Genomic DNA, 16181 nt, shown 5'->3' with positions numbered 1-16181 from the left:
CTACCCCCGGGGGGGGGGCCTTTACGCCCATCAACCCATGTCGCCGCGTCATTTTAATTCCCCCCCCCCGGGGGGGGGGCCCCCCCCCCCCCCCCCACCACGGGTGCGGGTTTCCTGTTTCGTCGCCGATCGCGGAAGGGAGGGCCCTTGCCGTCTGACATCAGCTCCGCAGGCATCGCCCGAGTCGTCTCGAGCTGCGACTCGACCAGCCGCAAGGATGTTCTTCGCCGCGTTGAGGTCCCGATCGTGATGGGTGCGGCAGACATGACACGTCCAGTGCCGGACAGACAGTTCCAGTTCGGCGAGCACTTCCCCGCAGGTCGAGCATCGCTTGGTCGACGGGTACCAGCGGCAGATCACCGCGAGGGTGCGCCCGGCGCGGGCGGCCTTGTACTCGAGCTGGCGGCGGAACTCGCCCCAACCGGCATCGGCGATGGCGCGTGCCAACCTGCGGTTGCGGACCATGTTCCCGACTGCCAGATCCTCGATCGCGATCAGGTCTGCCGACCGCACCAGGTTCGTGCTGGTGCGGTGCAGGAAGTCGAGCCGGGCGTTGCGGACCTTCCGGTGGGCACGGGCGACCTTGACCTTGGCCTTGCGCCGGTTGTTCGACCCCCGTTGACAGCGGGCGAGTCTGCGCTGGTAGCGGGCGAGGTTCCGGGCTTTGCGATCCAGGTGGCGCGGGTTGGCGACCCGGTTGCCATCGCTGGTCACCAGGAAGTACCGCAAACCGAGGTCGGCGCCCACCTCGTGCCCGGTGGCAGGCAGCGATTTCGCGTCGTCGGTGTCGACGGCGAAGGTGACGTACCAGCGGCCGTCCGGGTCACGGGACACCACCACCATCGTGGGGTGCAGAGCGGTGACGTCCACTTGGTCGAAGGACCAGGTGAAGTTCAACGGCGCGGACGTCTTCGCCAGGGTGAGCGCGCCCTCGCGCATGCGGAACGCCGAGCGCGTGTAGTGAGCGGACCGGCGGCCGGCGCGGGACTTGAAACGCGGGTGCCGGGTGCGGCCGGCGAAGAAGTTGCGGAACGCCACCTGCTGGTGACGGAGGGTCTGTTGCAACGGCACCGACGACACCTCGGACAGGAACGCCAGACCTTCGGTCTGCTTCCACGCCGTCAGCAGGGCGTCAGCCTCCCGGTACGACGTTCGCTTGCCCTCGACGCGGTAGCGGCGGTCGCGTTCGGCCAAGGCCTTGTTCCACACGAGGCGCACACAGCCGAACGTCCGGTTGAGCATCGCGGCCTGTTCGGGAGTCGGATAGGCGCGGCATCGGTAGGCCGTTCGCACGTAGATCAGCATACTGAAGGAGTAACGATGAGTGCGGATCCGGTTGGTCGGCCTGCGTGCCGCCCATCTGAACCGTTTTCGCGTCACCGGGGCGGCCCAGGCGGGCGAGTTCTCCGCCGGAGCGCAGACCCCGGCCGTACCCAGGAGACCGAGTGACGGCGGTCGCTCGCCGCGCCCGGGGTGCGACCTCGGGCGCGGGGCGACTCGCCGCGGCGCTGCTCTCGCCGACCTTCGTCGTGCTCGGCCTGGTGGTCGGGTACCCGCTGGTGGCGGCGCTGCGCGAGTCGGTGTTCCGGGAGGGGACCGACCTCGACGAGAGCGGGTTCATCGTCGAGGGCGCGCGGTTCGTCGGTGTCGACAACTACACCGCGATCTTCGTCGGCGAGTCCGCCGCCCGGTTCTGGAACGCGTTCGGCAACACCACGGTGTTCACCGTCATCACGGTCGCCCTGGAGGTGCTGCTCGGCGTCGGCATGGCGCTGGTGATGCACCACGCGATCCGCTGGCGCGGCATCGTGCGGGCCAGCATCCTGGTGCCGTGGGCCGTGCCCACCGCGGTCTCGGCGTTGTTGTGGCGCTGGATCTTCCAGGCCGACGGCGTGGCGAACGCGTTGATCGGGCAGCAGGTCCTGTGGACCACCGAGGGCTGGCAGGCGAAGTTCGCGGTCATCCTCGCGGACGTGTGGAAGACCGCGCCGTTCGTCGGCCTGCTCGTGCTCGCGGGGCTGCAGATCATCCCGAACGACGTCTACGAGGCCGCGCGCGTCGACGGCGCGTCGGCGTGGCGGCAGTTCTGGCAGATCACCCTCCCGCTGGTGAAGCCGGCGCTCCTGGTGGCCGTGCTGTTCCGGGTGCTGGACGCGCTGCGCATGTTCGACCTGCCGTTCGTGCTCATCGGCAGCCGCAAGGAATCGGTGGAGACGCTGTCCATGGTGGCCTTCGACGAGGCGTCGAGCCTCCGGTTCGGACCCGCCGCCGCGTACGCGACGATATTGTTCGTCTACGTGGCCATCACGGCCCTGGTGTTCGTGCGGTTGCTCGGCGCGGACGTCATCGGCGCCGCTCGGGAAAGGTCGCGAAAATGAGCGCCACGACCCAGACCAGCGGCAACGGCACGCTGTGGAAGCGGGTGCTGACCTTCGGCGGGCTCGGGCTGATCCTGGTCTACTGCCTGGCGCCGTTCTACTGGATGGCGGTGTCGGCGTTCCGCCGCCCGTCCGACCAGTTCGAGCTGACGGCGCTGCCGATGCCGTTCTCGCTCGACAACCTGACCGCGGTCTTCTCGCCGGCCGTCGGGTTCGGCCGGTCGCTGCTCAACAGCGTGGTGGTCGCGGGCGTCACCACGATCCTCACCCTGATCATCGGCGTGTCGGCGGCGTACGCGCTGGCCCGGCTGCACTTCCGGTTCAAGAACGCGGTCGCGGCGCTGATCATCGCCACCTCGATGTTCCCCGGCATCTCCCTGCTGGTGCCGCTGCTGGCGCTGTTCACCGACATCGGGTGGATCAACACCTACCAGTCGATGATCGTGCCCAGCCTGTCGTTCGCGCTGCCGCTGGCGGTGTGGAACCTGACCGCGTTCTTCCGGCAGATGCCGGAGGAGCTGGAGCAGGCGGCCATGATCGACGGCTGCACGCGGGCCCAGGCGTTCCGCAAGGTGATCCTGCCGCTGGCCGCGCCCGGCATCTTCACCACCGCGATCATCACGTTCATCGCGGCGTGGAACGAGTTCATCATCGCTTTGTCGATGGTCAACGACAGCACCATGCAAACTGCTACCGTCGCGATCTCCCGGTTCACCGGGGCGTACGGTTTCGACCAGCCGTTCGGCACGCAGATGGCCGCCGGCGTGATCGTGACCGTGCCGCTGGTCGTGGTGGTGCTGCTGTTCCAGCGGAGGATCATCGCAGGCTTGACCGCAGGTGGCGTCAAGTAGCCGCCTGGCGGTGTCAACGGCCGGTCGCCACGTGATGGGAGAGCCGTGGCGACCGGCCAATTAACTGCCCTGCCCCTATCGGGTGAGTGGCGTCGATCGTGGTGGCCGGGCGGGCTTCCCCGCCCGGCCCCCGTCAGGGCAGGCGCCACTGCTGGGCGCCCGTGCCGTTGCACTCGTGGATCTGCAGCTGGACGCCGTTCACCGCGTTGCTGTTCGGCACGTCCAGGCACTTGCCGGACGGCGGGTTCACCAGCGTCGACCCCTTCGGCCACCACTGCTGCGCGCCCGTCCCGTTGCACGTCCACAGCTGCACCTTGGCGCCGTTGGTCCGCGCACTGCTGCTGACGTCCAGGCACCGCCCGAGCGCCCGCACCGTGCCGTCGGACGCCAGCGTCCACTGCTGCGCGGCCGAGGAGTTGCAGTCCCACAGCCGCACGGGCGCGCCGTCGGTCGGGCCCGCGGGCTCGGCGTCCACGCACTTGCCCGCCAACCCCACCACCGCGCCGGACCGCGCGGGGTTCGGACCGACGTCGAACGACGGCGGCGCGTCGGCCGCGGCGCTGCCCCAGGTCGAGGCCGTCGCGCCCAGGCTGAAGTCCAGCGTGCCGCCGGACGCGACGAACGACGCGGGCAGCCACGGCTTGGTGGACGCCACGCCGTCGACCCGCAACGACTGCACGTACTTGACGGTGTCCGAGGCGTTCGGGGCCGTGATGGTGATGGTGGCGCCGTTGCCGCGCTTGACGGTCGTGCTCGGGAACTGCGGGCTCGCCAGCACCAGCTCGGCCCGTCCCGGCGCCTGCGGGTACAGGCCCAACGCCGCCCACACCGCCCACGACGACATCTCGCCCAGGTCGTCGTTGCCCACGATGCCCTCGGGTGTGGGCGGGAAGAGGGACGTCAACGCCCGCCGCACCACGTCCTGGGTCTTGTGCGGCGCGCCCGCGTAGGCGTAGGCCCAGGGCGTGTTGAGCGTCGGCTCGTTGCCCAGGTACGCGTACGGCTTCTTCGGCCCGGCGTTCAGCTCGGTGAAGAAGGTGTCCAGCCGCGCGGTGACGGCCGCGTTGCCGCCCATGGCGTCGAACAGCCCGCGGTGGTTGTACGGCACCATCCACGTGTACTGGGCGGCGTTGCCCTCGACGTACTCGTTCTCCTGCGTCGGGCTGAACCCCGGCCACGTCAGGTCGGTGTTGCGCGGTTGCAGGTACTTGCTGCCCGAGTTGAACAGGCTGCGCCAGTTCTGCGCGCGCCGCAGGAAGTTCTCGGCGGTGCCCGCGTCGCCGAGCCGCGCCGCGAACTGGGAGATGGCGAAGTCCGCGCTGGTGTACTCCAACGTGGTCGCGGCCGAGCCCCACACGTCGCCCAACCCCGTCGGCACGTACCCGTAGTCGTTGAACTGCAACCACCCCGGGCGCTGGCGGATGTCGTTCACACCCGCCACCATGCGGCGCAACGCGTCCGCGGTGTCGAAGCCCGTGCCGCCGAACGCGTGCGCGGTCGACACGATGATCGCCATCGGGTCGCCGTTCATCACGCCCGTGCCGCCGTTGGCGACCGTCCAGCGGTCGAAGTACCCGCCCTGGGCGGCCTGGTTCACCGCGGACCGCGCGATGTCGGCGGCTTCCGCCGGCCCCAGCAACGCGATCAGCGCGATCTGCGACCGGTAGACGTCCCAGCCGGAGAAGTTCGCGTACTGGGTCCTCGCGGTCGTGTGCGTCTGCCGGTCGAAGCCCGTGTACTGCCCGTTGACGTCGCTGAACACGTTGGGGTGCAACAGGGAGTGGTACAGCGAGGTGTAGAGCGTGCGGAGCTGGGTCGTCGTGCCGCCGGTGACGTCGATCCGGCCGAGCCAGGAGTTCCACGCGGCGCGCACGGCGGTCCGGACCTCGTCGAACGACCGCGTGCCGGTCTCGGCCGCGAGGTTGGCCTTGGCGTTGTCCAGGCTCACGAACGAGATGCCGACCCGGGCGGTGACCGTCGTCGCGTTGAACGACACGAACGCCGAGGCGGCGAACGGCCGCACGTCCTGCGCGGTGGCGGACGGCGCGGGCACGTGCTGCGTCCCGGCGGTCTTGGGCGCGGCGGGGACGTGGCCGGGGCTGCTGCCCTCGACCGCACGGCCGCCCGGCGTCACCTGGCCGTTCGCGATCGTGGCGGTGGAGGCGAACGGCTGGTCGAAGGTGACGTGGAAGTGCAGCCGGTACCGGTTGCCCGCGCCGCAGAACCCGCCGCTGTCGGTGTAGCCGGACAGGCTGTCGGTCCCGATGGTGACCGAGCCGCCGGCGGCGTTGAACGCGCGGGCGGCGTCGACGTTGAGCGAGGCCCGCTGGCCCGCCGGGTAGGTGAAGCGGGCCACGCCCGACCGCTGGTCGGAGGTCAGCTCGGTGCGGATGCCGTTGTCGAAGCGGACCGAGTAGTAGCCCGGTGACGCCTGTTCGTTGGCGTGGGAGAACGTCGAGTAGGCCGCGGGCGTCGTGCCGAGGGACGGCATGAACGGCACGTTGCCGAAGTCGCTGCACCCCGGGCCCGACAGGTGGGTGAGGCTGAAGCCGCGGATCCGGTTGTCGTCGTAGTGGTAGCCGCCGTGCTGGTGGGTCACCGTGTCGGGGCTCCACTGGAGCATGCCGAACGGCGCGACGGCGCCGGGGAAGGTGTTGCCCGCGCCGCCGCCGTGCCCGAAGTCGGGGCCGCCGGGCTTGGTGCCGACGAACGGGTTGACGTGCTGCGCGGGATCGGTGACGGCGTGCGCCGTGCCGGTCTGGACCGGGACGGCGAGCGCGGCGAGGGTGAGTGCGGCGACAGCCGCGGAGCGGAGACGCATCTGAACCTCCGGCAGGGGTAGGAGGCCTGACAACGTTGTCAGGCCTCGATTCTCCCATCGAAGGTCCAGACCAGGAACCCGCTGCGCGGGGGAACGGCGCTGGGCCGGTGTTGTCCACCGGACACGGGTCACTGACTGGGGATCACTGAACGCGAAAGCCTCTATAGTTTCAGTGTAGACAAAAACCAATCACCGCGCGCCCGGCAACCGCAAGCCCTGAGGCGCCGGAACGCCCGCGGGCCACAGCTCGACCGCCGACTCGGGGTCGATCCCCGACAGGTCGACGACGCCACCGGCGAACCGCGCGCCGTCGAACGACACCGAGCCACCGGCGAACCGGGCGCGGTCGAAGGAGACGACCCCGCCCGCGAACGTGGCTGCGGCGAACGACAGGCGGCCGGTGATCGTGGCGTCGGCGAAGGTGACGCGGCCGGCGTCGGTGAACGTCGCGCCGGAGAAGTCGCCGCCGTCGAAGACCGCGCCGGTGAAGTCGAAGTCGTGGCCGCGCCAGGTGCGCGGGTCGTCGTCGGCGAGGTGCAGGTTGTCGCGGACGAGCCGGATGACGGTGAGCCGGACGTGGCGCTCCTGACCGGGGTCCCGCTGCGCGTCCTCGGCGGTGCCGTAGGGCTGGCGCAGGTAGGCGCAGAGCACGTCGATGCAGCCCTGGCGCGCTTCCGGCGCGTCGTTCGCCAGTGCCGCGAACGCGTAGACGCCCGCGATGCGCACCGAGGCGTCGGGCGCGCCGAGCAGCTCGGCCGCTTTGGCGTAGCGGTCGAGCAGCACCTTCGCGTCCTCGCGGTGGGAGTCGACCTCGTTGAGGCGCTGCCTCCGGTAGGCGACCGTCAACGCCACGACCGCGCCGACGCCGCCGACCACGGTCAGCACCACCTTCACCGCGTCGAGCCGCTCCTGGACACCGGTCGGTCGCCCCAGCACGCCCCACAGGAGCACCCCCACTCCCACCGCGACCGCCGCGGCCGACGCCAGCAGCAGGGTCACGTGCACGAGCAGCGGCATCGCCGGTGTCCGCGGCCGGCGACCCAGGGCCATCGCGGCCCGGCGGCCACCGCCCGCTGAGAGCGCCGCCGCCACCAGGACGAAGACCCACACCGCCCAGTGCCGCCCGAGCCACTGGCCGACCGCCACCGCCGCCTGCGCCCACCACCGGGGCGCCAGGCTCACGACCGCGGCGATCAGGGACGCCGCCGCCAGCGCTTGCCGAGGGCGCGGTCCCCGGCGGAAACCGAGGACGGCTCGGCTCACCTGTAAGGGTTGCTCGCTCATGAAGTCATGGTGGCGCAACCGACCCCGGGACGACGGCCTCGGCCGTGGGCGTGGCCGAGCCGTCATCCACCCTGATCGCCGCCGATGCGTTCGTCAGCCGATCGGCGCGGGGGAGTTGGCCTCCGGGACCAGGATCGCCGGTGCGCCGGACCCGTCCGCCGGCACCGCCCACACGTCGTTGATCCCGTCGTCGCGTTGAACCCCGTAGGCGACGGTCCGGTCGTCGATCCAGGTCGGTTGGTCGTCCACGCTGCGGGTCTCGGCGAGAGGGGTGGCGGTCAACGTCTCCAGATCCATAATGGACAGTCGCCAGCCTTGCTGCGGGTCGCCGTTCACCGCCGCTTTGTAGGCGATGCGCTTCCCGTCGGGTGACAGGGACGGGCACTCCACGTCGTCCGCGATCGACCGGAGCGTGCGGGCGGCGAAGTCGCCTACCATCAGGTAGCGGTGCCCTCCGGTGGACATGGTGGCGTAGAAGCGGTTGTCGTCGGCGGCGAAGGTGACGCCCCAGAAGTTGCGGTCGACGGCGGTGGCGGGCGTGCCGTCCACGGTGGCGGTGAACTCCTCCAAGGACGTGACCAGGGCGCCGGTCTCCGCGTCCAGGATGCCGGTGCTCGTGGAGAAGCCGTTGGCCGCGTACGAGTGGCCGTCCACGAACAACGTCCACGCCACCATGCGGCCGCTCGGCGACACGCGCGTGCGGTTGGGGAACCCGGTCAGCGGCACCGTCCGCACCTCCCTCGACCCCGCGTCCAGCACCGCCAGCCCACCCGCCTTGAACGCGCCGACCGGCCGCAGGCACGAGGTCGTCCCGCCGGCGCTGTAGGCGCGGTCGCACCGCTGCTCGGTCACCTCGCGGGGCCCGCCCGGATCGGACCGCGACACGGTGGACAGCCTGCCGTTGGTCAACACCACCAACCGCGGCCCGTCGACGGGGGTCGACGCCACCTCGTCGGGCCCGGGGGCGGACCACGCGGCGTACCCGACCGCGACACCCGCCAGCAGCACGGCGACCAGCGCGGTGATCAGCAGCCGTGCCCGGGTGGTCATGACCGCCGTCCCAGGAGCGCGACGGTGGCGGCCAACGTGAGCGCGACGCCCGCGGCGGCCAGGCGGGTGGCGGCCTCCGGGCCCCGGAACTGGTTAGTGCAGCTCTGCCGCCGCGGCGCGGAACACGGCGTCGGCGACGCGGGCCAGCGGCGGCGAGTCGAGCTTCCACTGCTGCCAGTGCAGCAGCACGTCCACGGGCTTGTCGGGGGCCAGGTGCACGAGCCTGCGGTGCGCGGCGATCTGGTGCTCGGTCAGCAGCGCCCACCCCGCGCCCGCGACCACGGCGTCCTCGAACACGTGCCCGTCGGGCAGGTGGTGGCGGCGCGCGGAGGCGTTGTGGCCGGAGAGCTCGCGGCAGAACCGGTCCTGCAGGTCGTCCTTCTCGTCGAACACGATCACCGGCGCGTCGTGCAGCGGCTGCCCGTCGGCGAGCCAGCGGCGGGTGAACCGCTTGGTGGCCACGGCGTGGTAGCGGATGCTCCCGAGTGGACGGACGACGCACCCCTGCACCGGCTGGGGCGACGACGTGACCGCGCCCACGACGAGGCCTTGGCGCAGCAGTTCGGCGGTGTGGTCCTGGTCGTCGCGCCGCACCGCGAGCACCAAGCCCTCGTCGGTGGCCAGTTCCCTGACCACCCGGCGGAACCAGGTGCCGAGCGAGTCGGCGTTGACCGCGACCGGGATCGGCGTCGGGTCCTCGACCAGGCCGAGCGCCTCGCGCGCGTCGCGGTCCAGCAACGCCTGCTGCCGCCCGTACCGGGCGATCACGGCCCCGGAGTCGGTGAGCCGCGCGGGCTTGGACCGCACCAGCAGCACGCGGCCGGTGCGCTGTTCGAGCAGCTTGATCCGCTGGCTCACGGCCGACGGCGTGACGTGCAGAGCTTTGGCGGCGGCGTCGAACGTGCCCTCGTCCACGACGGCCAGCAGGGTGCGCACGCACTCCGGATCGAGCATCACGACTGCTAATGATACTTAAGAAAAGATAGCTGGCCTTATCGACCTCCGCTTCCTACCGTCGCTGTCGTGACCTACGCGCTGCTCGCCGGGCTCGGCACCGGCCTGTCCCTCATCGTCGTGATCGGCGCGCAGAACGCCTTGGTGCTGCGCCAAGGCGTGCTGCGCCGGCAGGTCCCCGCGATCGTCGCCATCTGCGCGGGCTCGGACGCGCTGCTGATCGCGCTCGGCGTCGGCGGTGTCGGCGCGGTGCTCACGTCGTGGCCGGCGGCGTTGACGGTGGTGCGGTGGGTCGGCGCGGCGTTCCTGATCGGCTACGGCGTGCTGGCCGCGCGGCGGGTGCTGCGGCCGTCGGCGTTGGAGCTCGACGGTTCGGCGAAGGCGGGCGCCGCGGTGATCGTCACCTGCCTGGCGCTGACCTGGCTCAACCCGCACGTGTACCTGGACACCGTGCTGCTGCTGGGCACCGCCTCGACCGGGTTCGGCGGCGACCGGTGGTGGTTCGCGGCGGGCGCGATCGCGGGCAGCGTGCTGTGGTTCAGCGCGCTCGGGTTCGGTGCGCGCTGGCTGTCCGGCGCCTTCACCCGACCCTCCGCGTGGCGGGTCCTGGACGGCGCGGTCGCCGTGGTGGTCACCGCGACCGGCGTCTCCCTCGTCCTCTAGCTCAGAGCCGGGTCGTCACCCAGGCCCGCTCCCGGACCTCCTTCAGCGCGACCTCGACCGAGCTGTACGAAGCCGGGTCGACGCGGCGGTAGCCGTGGCGCACCACGCCCTGGTGGATCACCTCCGACACCACGAGCACCGCGTGGTCCACCAGCCGTTCCCGCACCGGCGCGCTGTCGACCAACCGGCAGGTCTTGTTGAGGTCGGTCCCGACCCAGCCGTGCGGGTCGCGGTGCACCTCGCCCGCGTGCAGGCCGACCCGGACCCGGACGCGCAGCTCCGGCGCGACGCCCTGGTTGTGCTGCCGCAGCGTCCCCACCATCCGCGGGATGACCGGGTCGAGGAGGTCCAACTTGGACACGAACGCCGGGACCAGGACCATCATCCCGTCACCGCGGTCCTGCACGGCCAGGTCGGACCACCTGACCCCGGCGGCGCGGAACCCGGTGCGCACGGCGTGGGTGAGCGCGTGCCGCGCCTCGATCTGCGCGGGATCGCGCCACCGCCCGAAGCCCGCGATGTCCACCACCAGGATGGACCGGTGCTCGGGGCCGGGCGCGTGCCGCACGGGCCGCAGCCGCCGCAGCGCCCACGTCACCACGTCCGGCGCGATGCTCATGGCCGTGCCGACTTCGTCGCCCGCGCGTCGAGCAGGGCGCGCCGCAACAGCAGCGACCGGCTGACGAGCCCGATCGCGTGCGGGACCCTCTGGTGGCGCGGCAGGTCGGCGAGCTCGGCGCGGAACTCCTCGCCGTACCGGGCCTGGTGGTGCGCCGGCAGCACCGCGATCGCCACCGCGACCACCTTGCCCGCCGACCCGGACTCGACCGGGGTCCGCTCGACCTCCTCCAGCCCGACCCGGATCGACCGCGCGCTGTCCAACAGCGGGCCGAAGCTGACGGTGGCCCGGAAGTTCACCTCCACCGCCGACTCCAGCGCCCGCACCCGTTCGTAGACCTCGAACAGCCGCACGTCGTCGAACACCCGGCCCCGCTCGATCGCCCGGCGCAGCTCCAACGCCAGGTCGTGCGCCAGCTTGCGGTCGAGGATGCGGTCGAGCTTGCCGTCCAACGCGGTCTCCAGCTCACGCGCGAGCGCGCTGATGTGCGCGAGCCGTCGCCGCCGCCTGGTCACGTCCCACCTGCCGCGTGCGGTCGCAGCAGGCCGAGCCGGGAGACCGGGGTCCTGGCCCGCGCCAGGGCCGCCTGGACCTGGGCGATGCTGTCCGGGTCCAGCCGGTAGTACCGACGCCGGGGACGCCCGCGTTCCCTCGGGTCGACGTCCTCCCACCGGCTGCTGACCCACCCGCACTGCTCCAGGCGGGCCAGGATGGGGTGGACCGTGCCGCTCGGCAGGCCCGCGACCTGGCAGATCTCCAGCCCGTACCGCGCCGTCGCGGGATCTTCCATCAGGACGCCCAGCACGAGCTGTGCGGGCAACGTCATCCTGGGGCCTCGCCGTGAACCGACCATGGTCTAACTCTACCTAGGGGGTGAGGTCGGACAAGTCCCCCGTTCGGGGGTTTACGCGCGGCCCGCGAAGAACTCCCCGATGTCCCCGGCCAACAGCTCGGGCACCTCCATCGCCGCGAAGTGCCCACCCCGGTCGAACTCGCTCCAGTGCTCCACCTGGTAGCTCAGCTCCGCCAACGGCCGCACCGACAGCACGATGTCGTGCGCGAACACGGCCACGCCCAACGGCGCGGGGCAGGCGTTCGACACGATCCCGGTCTCCTTCGCCAACCGCGCCGACGACCCCGCCGTCCCGGTGAGCCAGTACAGCATCACGTTGGTCAGCACCCGGTCCACGTCGATCTTCGAGGCCGGGTCCACCCACTCGGCGAACTTCTCCGCGATCCACGCCAACTGCCCGACCGGCGAGTCCGTCAACGCGTAGGACACCGTCTGCGGCCGCGTCGCGTGCAGCACCTGGTACCCCGGTCGACTGCGCATCATCGCCTTGATCCGCTCCAACCGCCGACCGTCCTCTCCGGACAGCTCGACCCCCTCGACCGGCGGCGTGGGCAGGTAGTTCACGTGCACCGCCACCACGTTCCCGGGCGCGGCGCCCGCCATCGCCCGCGCGATCCCGGACCCCCAATCACCACCGTGCGCGCCGTACCGCCGGTACCCGAGCCGACTCATCACCTCCGCGAACGCCCGCGCCACCCGGTGGACGTCCCACCCGCGCGACGTCGTCGGCCCGGACAGCCCGAAGCCGGGGATCGACGGGATGACGAGGTGGAAGTCCCGCGACAGCGGCTCGATCACGTCCAGGAACTCCAGCACCGACCCCGGCCAGCCGTGGACCAGCACCAACGGCAACGCGTCGGCCTTCGCCGACCGGACGTGCAAGAAGTGCACCCGCTGGCCGTCGACCTCGGTCGTGAACTGCGGCAACGCGTTCAACTCCGCCTCGTGCCGCCGCCAGTCGTACCCGTTCGCCCAGCGATCCGCCAACGCGCGAACCTCCGCCAGGGGGAACCCGTACTCGAACCCGGCCTCCGGCAGCTCCTCGGGCCACCGCGTCCGCGCCAACCGATCGGCCAAGTCGTCCAACTGCGCCTGCGGCACGTCCAGGACAAAGGGCTTGATCATCACCACTCCGTTGGTCTCACCAATGTTGGTGACACCAACGCTACCTCAACTCGTTGGCCAGGCCAACAACAATCCCGCGGTCTATCGTGAGCACATGGCCACCTGGGATGACGTGCGGCGCATCGCCATGGCACTGCCCGAGGTAACCGAACGCCCGTCCTACGACCAACGCCCGGCCTGGCGGGTAAAGGACAAGGCCTTCGCCTGGGACCGCCCGCTGCGCAAGGGCGACCTGGCCGCCCTCGGCCCCACCGCACCGGACGGCCCGGTCCTCGCCGCGAGCGTGCCCGACCTGGGCGCGAAAGAAGCCCTGCTCGCCGACGACCCGGCCGTCTACTTCACCACCCCGCACTTCGACGGCTACTCCGCCATCCTGGTCCGACTGACCGAGATCGCCCCCGACGAACTGACCGAACTCCTCACCGAAGCCTGGCTGTCCCGCGCCCCAAAACGCCTCGCCAAGCAATACGAATCCGACCACTAACCCCACCCCACCTCTCACCCACCCCCACCCGACCGCGCCCTCACCCACCCACCCCCGCACACCGTCCACTTACACGCCCATCCCCCAAAGGAAGGGCTTCGTGTCATCCCGCCGACCTGGCTCCGCCCTACCGCGCGTGTCAAGGGGGCACCTTCCACCCACCAGGAACGATGGGCTGGAACCGCCCCCTTGACACGTGTGGTAGCCCGTAGGGAGGTCGGTGGGATGACACGAAACCCGACCAACAACGGACCCGCCGCCGAACCACCCACCGGCCCGTCATCCTGCTGATCTGCCCGTCCGGCGAGGACCAGTTCCTACCTCACCGGCTCCTACCTCACCAGGTGCTGTTCACCAACCCAGTCCCCAAATACACCTGGTCGAACCCGTTCCCGTCGTTGTCATCGGTGTACACGACCGTGATCTGCCCCCAGGCGTCCACTCCGACCGCCGGCTCCTCCTGCCTGCCCGTCGCCGTCGACACCGTCACCTGGCGCGGCAGCCGGCCCGCGACCGTCCCATCCGGGTTGAGGCCCTGCGTCACCACGTCCTGCGCCTCGACCGACGACACCACGACGTTCAACTGGTCGTCGATGCCGATCTGCGGGTCCACGCCCGCCAGCACCGCGTCCGCCGCCGTCCGCGCCGCACCGCCCGCGGCGAACGAGCGCACGCCCACCTGCGCCGTACCCGTGTGGTCGGTCTCCCAGGCCACCGTGTGGTCGCCGTTGAAGTTCGCCGCCACGACGGGCCGTCGTTGTTGGCCGTCGCCGCTCGCGTTGGCGGCGCCCTGGGCGAGCTTCACCCCGCCCGACGGGGTCAGGATCTTGCGGCCGATGTTGTAGAAGCCGTTGCCGTCGCCGTCCTCGTCCCACACCACGATGGCGTTGCCCGCCGCGCCCATGGCCACGTCCGGCCGCTGGTGCGTGCCGCCCGCGGCGTGCACCTGCGCCTCGTAGGTCTTCGACGTCACGGACGCGAACCCGGCCACCCGCACTGTCGCGTTGGTGGAGGTCTGCTTGTCCTCCCACGCCACGGCGAAACCGGTGCCGTCGGGATCTGCGGCCACGGCCGGGTTGAGCTGCTGCCCGTCGGTGTTGGCGTTGGCGCGCGCCGACCCGGTCACGGTGCCGCTGGTGTTCAGCACCCGCACCTGGATGTTGTAGTAGCCGTTGCCCTCGCCGTCGTCGGCCCATACGACGACCGCGGTGCCGTTGTCGTGCACCGCGACGTCCGGCTGGACGTGCCGCCAGTTGCCCGTGCCGCTGGTGGACAGCTTCTTCTCGTACCGGGACACGCCGTCCTTGAACAGGCGGATCCACACGTCGCTGTGCACGGGGTCGGTGGGCGTGGCGTCGTCGCGGTCGTCCTCCCACACCACGGCGGTCCAGCCGTTGCGCACCGCGGCCACGGCGGCGTTGTCCTGGTCGCCGGTGGCGGTGCTGTTCGCCGGGATCCACGCGACCGCCGCGGACGCCGTCCCGGCGCCCAGCAGCATGAGCGCCGCGATCGTCGGCGCTCCGATCATCCGTGCGACATTTCGCTGGCTGAGCTTCTTCATGGCGCCTGCAATCCCGGGTTGCCTGCCTGGACGACGTAGCTCTGCAAGGTCCGGACCGGGTAGTCGCGCACGGTGACCCGGTCCACGAAGCGGAAGTCGACGTTCAGCTGGGTCGGTGTGGTGACGGTGCGGACGTAGCCGCGCAGGTTCTTGTAGAACTTCACGTGCGGGTTGAGGCTGGACAGGCCCGTGTCGGTGGCGTTGCCGTCGCCGCTGGACGTGATCGACGTGGTCACCAGCTCGGTGCCGACGACCCGGTCCTGCGTGGCGTAGTTGTTCATCAGGTTGGCGGCCCACGACCGGTGCACGTCACCGGTCAGCACGACGGTGTTGCGCAGGCCCGCCGCGTCCCAACCGCGCTGCAGGCGGCCGCGGTTGGCGCTGTAGCCGTCCCACGAGTCCATCGACTTCGCGCCGTCGGCCGAGGCCAGCTTCTGCGCGAAGAACACCTGCTGGCCGAGGAAGTCCCAGGTGCCGAGCTTCTGCCGCATGCCGTCGAGCAGCCACGTCTCCTGCGTGGCGCCGAGCAGCGTGCGCGCCGGGTCGTCGGCCTCCGCGCACACCTTCGTGCCGTCGCCGCACGCCTGGTCGTCGCGGTACTGGCGGGTGTCGAGCATGTGGAACGTGGCCAGGCTGCCCCAGCGGACCCGGCGGTACAGCTGCATGTTCTCCGCGACCGGGGCCTGCGCGGCGCGCAGCGGCATGTGCTCGTAGTACGCCTTGTACGCCGCCGCCCGGCGCACCTTGAAGTCGCCGGCGGGGGAGGTGTTGGCGCGCACCAGGTCCGCGTAGTTGTTCTCCACCTCGTGGTCGTCCCAGACGACCAGCCACGGCGCGGCGGCGTGCGCGGCCTGGAGGTCGACGTCCGTCTTGTACTGCGCGTGCCGGACCCGGTAGTCCGCCAGGCCCGCGATCTCCACGCCGGGCGCGAACTTGCGCACCTTCGTGGTCGTGGCCGCGCCCTCGTAGATGTAGTCGCCCAGGTGCAGGATGAGGTCCGGGTTCTCCTCGGCCATCCGCCGGTAGGCGGTGAAGTAGCCCTCCTCGTAGTGCGAGCAGGAGGCGAACAGCATGGTCAGCGACGGGCTCGTGCCGACCGCGGGCGCGGTGACGCCGCGGCCGACGGGTGAGATGTGCCCGGCGGCGCGGAACCGGTAGAAGTACTCGCGGCCGGGCTGCAGGCCGGACACCTCGACGTGCACGCTGTGCGCCCACGACTGCGTCGCGGTCGCCGTGCCGCTGCGCGCGATCTGGGTGAACCGCTGGTCCGTCGCGACCTGCCACTCCACCGCGACCGAGGCGCTGCCCATGCCCCCGAGGCCGTCGGCGTTGAGCGGGCTGGGCGCGAGGCGCGTCCAGATGACGAAGCCGTCCGCGACGGGCTCACCGGAGGCGACGCCCAACGTGAACGGGTAGGAGATGGCGTTCGCGGTGGTGGGGGCGAGGACCGTCACGCCGGCGCTCGCGATGCCGCCGGCGATGAGCGTTCGTCGGGTCAGTGGGGACACAGCTCTCCTTCGGTGCAGGGCCGGGAAGAA

The 16181-nt window shown here is 71.2% G+C and carries 15 protein-coding genes; 4 read left to right on the top strand and 11 right to left on the bottom strand.

What is annotated here, in order from left to right:
* Positions 1-48: 48 nt before the first annotated feature.
* Positions 49-1305: an RNA-guided endonuclease InsQ/TnpB family protein gene (locus AB0I91_RS11100; RefSeq protein WP_499636538.1), complete on the bottom strand. Its 1257-nt coding sequence runs from the start codon at positions 1303-1305 to the stop codon at positions 49-51.
* A gap of 140 nt (positions 1306-1445) precedes the next feature.
* Here AB0I91_RS11100 and AB0I91_RS11095 point away from each other — a divergent pair, with 140 nt between their 5' ends.
* Both AB0I91_RS11095 and AB0I91_RS11090 read left to right on the top strand, forming a co-directional pair.
* Positions 1446-2378: a carbohydrate ABC transporter permease gene (locus tag AB0I91_RS11095; protein WP_498785350.1), complete on the top strand. Its 933-nt coding sequence runs from the start codon at positions 1446-1448 to the stop codon at positions 2376-2378.
* Entirely contained in the window at positions 2375-3229 is an 855-nt protein-coding gene (locus AB0I91_RS11090; protein WP_498785352.1) for a carbohydrate ABC transporter permease, read from the top strand. The genes AB0I91_RS11095 and AB0I91_RS11090 overlap by 4 nt, the downstream gene beginning before the upstream one ends.
* 133 nt (positions 3230-3362) lie before the next feature.
* Here the strand turns inward: AB0I91_RS11090 and AB0I91_RS11085 are convergent, their stop codons facing one another.
* The 4 genes from AB0I91_RS11085 to AB0I91_RS11070 form a co-directional block, all read right to left on the bottom strand.
* Positions 3363-6050, bottom strand: coding sequence for a lectin (locus AB0I91_RS11085; protein ID WP_499636536.1), 2688 nt, complete (start codon positions 6048-6050; stop codon positions 3363-3365).
* 189 nt (positions 6051-6239) lie between these two features.
* On the bottom strand, positions 6240-7334 hold the full coding sequence (locus tag AB0I91_RS11080; RefSeq protein ID WP_499636535.1) for a pentapeptide repeat-containing protein: 1095 nt from the start codon (positions 7332-7334) through the stop codon (positions 6240-6242).
* A gap of 93 nt (positions 7335-7427) precedes the next feature.
* A complete protein-coding gene (locus tag AB0I91_RS11075; protein WP_499636533.1) occupies positions 7428-8384 on the bottom strand; it encodes a hypothetical protein in 957 nt (318 codons plus the stop codon).
* Positions 8385-8477: 93 nt separating this feature from the next.
* Complete coding sequence (locus AB0I91_RS11070) at positions 8478-9338, bottom strand: LysR family transcriptional regulator ArgP (RefSeq protein ID WP_499636551.1); 861 nt, start codon at positions 9336-9338, stop codon at positions 8478-8480.
* A gap of 69 nt (positions 9339-9407) precedes the next feature.
* Between AB0I91_RS11070 and AB0I91_RS11065 the strand changes: the two genes are divergently transcribed.
* Positions 9408-10001 (top strand): LysE/ArgO family amino acid transporter, encoded by a 594-nt coding sequence (locus tag AB0I91_RS11065; protein ID WP_499636531.1) that lies wholly within the window; start codon positions 9408-9410, stop codon positions 9999-10001.
* A 1-nt stretch (position 10002) separates the two neighbouring features.
* Here the strand turns inward: AB0I91_RS11065 and AB0I91_RS11060 are convergent, their stop codons facing one another.
* The 4 genes from AB0I91_RS11060 to AB0I91_RS11045 all read right to left on the bottom strand — a co-directional run bounded on the left by AB0I91_RS11060 (position 10003) and on the right by AB0I91_RS11045 (position 12598).
* Positions 10003-10620, bottom strand: coding sequence for a nucleotidyl cyclase domain-containing protein (locus AB0I91_RS11060; RefSeq protein ID WP_499636529.1), 618 nt, complete (start codon positions 10618-10620; stop codon positions 10003-10005).
* A complete protein-coding gene (locus tag AB0I91_RS11055; RefSeq protein ID WP_499636527.1) occupies positions 10617-11135 on the bottom strand; it encodes a hypothetical protein in 519 nt (172 codons plus the stop codon). Before AB0I91_RS11055 ends, AB0I91_RS11060 begins: the two co-directional genes overlap by 4 nt.
* Positions 11132-11446, bottom strand: a complete 315-nt coding sequence (locus AB0I91_RS11050) for a PadR family transcriptional regulator (protein ID WP_498785370.1) — start codon at positions 11444-11446, stop codon at positions 11132-11134. The genes AB0I91_RS11055 and AB0I91_RS11050 overlap by 4 nt, the downstream gene beginning before the upstream one ends.
* Positions 11447-11524: 78 nt before the next feature.
* Positions 11525-12598, bottom strand: coding sequence for an epoxide hydrolase family protein (locus AB0I91_RS11045; protein ID WP_499636525.1), 1074 nt, complete (start codon positions 12596-12598; stop codon positions 11525-11527).
* Between the two features lie 94 nt (positions 12599-12692).
* Here AB0I91_RS11045 and AB0I91_RS11040 point away from each other — a divergent pair, with 94 nt between their 5' ends.
* Complete coding sequence (locus AB0I91_RS11040; RefSeq protein ID WP_498785374.1) at positions 12693-13082, top strand: MmcQ/YjbR family DNA-binding protein; 390 nt, start codon at positions 12693-12695, stop codon at positions 13080-13082.
* Positions 13083-13419: 337 nt separating this feature from the next.
* On the opposite strand, the gene AB0I91_RS11035 is transcribed toward AB0I91_RS11040, so the two are convergent.
* Both AB0I91_RS11035 and AB0I91_RS11030 read right to left on the bottom strand, forming a co-directional pair.
* The gene (locus tag AB0I91_RS11035) at positions 13420-14610 is read right to left on the bottom strand and encodes a hypothetical protein (protein ID WP_499616074.1); all 1191 of its coding nucleotides are present in this window, start codon (positions 14608-14610) and stop codon (positions 13420-13422) included.
* A gap of 29 nt (positions 14611-14639) precedes the next feature.
* Positions 14640-16151 (bottom strand): alkaline phosphatase D family protein, encoded by a 1512-nt coding sequence (locus AB0I91_RS11030; protein ID WP_499636523.1) that lies wholly within the window; start codon positions 16149-16151, stop codon positions 14640-14642.
* Positions 16152-16181 lie beyond the last annotated feature (30 nt).

It is taken from the genome of Actinosynnema sp. NPDC049800, from assembly GCF_040656635.1.
Classification (GTDB): Bacteria; Actinomycetota; Actinomycetes; order Mycobacteriales; family Pseudonocardiaceae; genus Actinosynnema.
The sequence above is the reverse complement of the archived record's forward strand: the minus strand, read 5'-3'. Positions and strand labels throughout refer to the sequence as shown.

Coding starts and splice junctions, on each gene's coding strand:
- AB0I91_RS11100 (WP_499636538.1), bottom strand. CDS start 1,305: ATGCTGATCTACGTGCGAACGGCCTACCGATGCCGCGCCTATCCGACT.
- AB0I91_RS11090 (WP_498785352.1), top strand. CDS start 2,375: ATGAGCGCCACGACCCAGACCAGCGGCAACGGCACGCTGTGGAAGCGG.
- AB0I91_RS11085 (WP_499636536.1), bottom strand. CDS start 6,050: ATGCGTCTCCGCTCCGCGGCTGTCGCCGCACTCACCCTCGCCGCGCTC.
- AB0I91_RS11080 (WP_499636535.1), bottom strand. CDS start 7,334: ATGAGCGAGCAACCCTTACAGGTGAGCCGAGCCGTCCTCGGTTTCCGC.
- AB0I91_RS11075 (WP_499636533.1), bottom strand. CDS start 8,384: ATGACCACCCGGGCACGGCTGCTGATCACCGCGCTGGTCGCCGTGCTG.
- AB0I91_RS11070 (WP_499636551.1), bottom strand. CDS start 9,338: ATGCTCGATCCGGAGTGCGTGCGCACCCTGCTGGCCGTCGTGGACGAG.
- AB0I91_RS11060 (WP_499636529.1), bottom strand. CDS start 10,620: ATGAGCATCGCGCCGGACGTGGTGACGTGGGCGCTGCGGCGGCTGCGG.
- AB0I91_RS11050 (WP_498785370.1), bottom strand. CDS start 11,446: ATGACGTTGCCCGCACAGCTCGTGCTGGGCGTCCTGATGGAAGATCCC.
- AB0I91_RS11045 (WP_499636525.1), bottom strand. CDS start 12,598: ATGATCAAGCCCTTTGTCCTGGACGTGCCGCAGGCGCAGTTGGACGAC.
- AB0I91_RS11040 (WP_498785374.1), top strand. CDS start 12,693: ATGGCCACCTGGGATGACGTGCGGCGCATCGCCATGGCACTGCCCGAG.
- AB0I91_RS11035 (WP_499616074.1), bottom strand. CDS start 14,610: ATGATCGGAGCGCCGACGATCGCGGCGCTCATGCTGCTGGGCGCCGGG.